We start from the raw sequence: 2,406 nt of genomic DNA on the forward strand, positions 1-2,406 counted from the left end.
AAGAGCTCACACATTCCATATTCAGCTTCTGGTCATGATACTCAAACACATGACTGAGGGGCTGGTCCCCTACTTCCACAGGTTCTTCCTTTTCTGAAATGATAACATACAACAACAAGGTGTGCAGCCAGCTGCGTCTTGCACAAAGACATCACCACCACCAGTGAGGTCCTACCAGCCTTGGACACGGAGCCGGTTGGCCTCAAAGGTCTCACGGGACAGAGCCTTGGTGAGGTAGTCTGCATCCTGGAGCTGTGTCTCTACACGGAGGACTTGGATCTCGGGGTCACCACCATCAGTGGGCTTCACATGCGACCAGAAGTGGTGCCACTTAACCAAGTAGTGACGGGTGCGGTTGGTGATGCGCTGGTTGACAGCCAGCTGAAGGGCAGCATTGTTATCCTCAAACACTCTAGAGGAGATAGAGGCAAGCTGGGGCTGTGGGAGGCCCAAGCCATGTGCGACCTCAAGGAGGAGCCTACGGAGGGGAATCAGGACTCGCATGCAGGCACTCAGGGCAGCATACTCACTCTCAGCAGTGGAGAGAGTGATCTCAGAGATGAGCTGGGACTTCCAGATAATTGGGCAGCCACCGAGCTTGATGATGTACCCCATCCTGGACTTGACACTGGAGGGATCATCAGGGGTCTCAACACCAAACAGGCCAGCAAAGTCAGCATCACAGAAGGCTTCCAGAGCCAACAGACCGGTGGGCTTGACAATGGTGCCCTGGTCTCTGGAGCCCTTGAGGTACCGGATGATGGTCTTCACAGCCTTAGCATGGGTCTCCCTTGGAGCATGGGCAAACCGGGCGACCTGGGATACAGCAAAGGCAATGTCAGGTCTAGTGTTGGTGGACAGGTAGATCAGCATTCCCACCACCGACCGGTAGTTCCAAGGACCCTGGAAGAGTGGGCCATCTTCATCCTTGCTAAGGGCTGCCTTAGCGGCTGGGGTCTTGTTGGGATTGCAGTCTCCCATTCCAACAGCTTCAACGATCTTGTCCACTAGTCCAGGTTGGGTCATATTGAAAGAGCCCTCAGCAGAGTCATGCTCAAACTTGATACCAAGGTAGGAGGTGACAGACTCTTCAACGGTGAAAGAAAAACCCAATTCCTTGAGCTTGGCAAAGATGGCATCAGCAATAGACTTGGTCCTAACAACCATTAGGATATCATCAACCCAGGTAACAAGGATTGCTCCATCTTTATAGAAAACACATCTGTCGTGGGGACTTCGCTTAAGCTGTAGATCAGGACCCATTAGTGCAGTCGCCAAGTGTTCTTGCCAGAGCTTGGGAGCTTCAGAGATACCATAGAGACTCTTCTTCAGGCGGAGGATGGTCCTGGCCTTGCTGTTGTTGTTGGCCTGAAACCCACGGGGAAGATGGATCCAGATAGGTTCAGGGAGAATAGCTTGGACAAAGGCATTAGAGAAGTCGCAGCAGCAGGTGTACCAGTCTAGCGTCAGACTGAGAACCAGAAGGAGGCGAACGGAGGACCAGGCAGCAACCTGACTGTGGCTGTCAACATCTCCTTCTTGCAAGTCACCCCTCACACAATAGCGCATCTTCCGCTTAATGATAGAGCCATCAGGCCGGCGCTTGACTTTTCCAGCCCAGGTGCCAGGGAGAATCTTGGCTTTGGCATCACTGATAGGTACTTCTTCCCATGTTCCATGTGCCTCAAGTGCAGAGATCTCTGTCTGGGCAGCAGCTATCCATTCCTCACGATGTTCATCAGCCATGCACTCATCCCAGGTCAAGGTGTCTGGGTCATTGGAAGAGGCGGCGGCTGCAATGGGGCCAGTCCAGACAGTGGGGCACTGGGACTTAAGGTGGCCAAACTGACCACACCAGGAGCACTTGGTATCAAAATCCATCAGGGCGGTGTTGACTGAGGCCAGGCGGCCACTGCGTCGTGGGCCAGATTCAGGGGATGGAGTAAGGGGCTTGCTGTAGTACTTGCCAGCCTTGTTGAAGTCCTGGAGCACTTGAACAGCCCGAGGTAGCTTTTGATTGGGGGATGGAGGGCCACCAACTGTAGGTGAGGGACTGGGAGCTTCAAGCTTCACTGGAGTGTGGGATTCAGAGGCTGGAGGGCTAGATGGAGGTGGAGGATTCGGCGGTGCCACTGTCATGGCTGGTTTCTCCCTCTGTGGGGGTGCCCTCGAAGCTGGAGGCTCCCTCATAGGGGCAACTGGCTCCCTCATAGGGGCAACAGGCTCCCTCATAGGGGCAGGAGAGGGTAAACCCACATCAACAGGAGGTGCACCAGGGGCACAACTGTGGTCCATGGCAGAGGCAACGGCATCACGGCGGGCGAGGAGCTGAGACTCAGAGGCAGTGACTGGGGCACTCTCTGATGCATCATCGCAGTCAACATACTGGTAGGCAGAGTCACCAAA

1 protein-coding gene is annotated in these 2,406 nt (G+C 54.6%); it reads right to left on the reverse strand.

Annotation, left to right across the window (positions count from 1 at the left end):
- Positions 1-171: 171 nt before the first annotated feature.
- On the reverse strand, positions 172-2,139 hold the full coding sequence (locus tag V6D20_12865) for a reverse transcriptase domain-containing protein (protein HEY9816673.1): 1,968 nt from the start codon (positions 2,137-2,139) through the stop codon (positions 172-174).
- Between the last annotated feature and the right edge of the window lie 267 nt (positions 2,140-2,406).

Source organism: Candidatus Obscuribacterales bacterium, from assembly GCA_036703605.1.
Classification (GTDB): Bacteria; Cyanobacteriota; Cyanobacteriia; order RECH01; family RECH01; genus RECH01.

Excerpts from the sequence above, each read along its gene's own strand:
- V6D20_12865 (HEY9816673.1), bottom strand. The coding sequence starts at position 2,139 with ATGACAGTGGCACCGCCGAATCCTCCACCTCCATCTAGCCCTCCAGCC.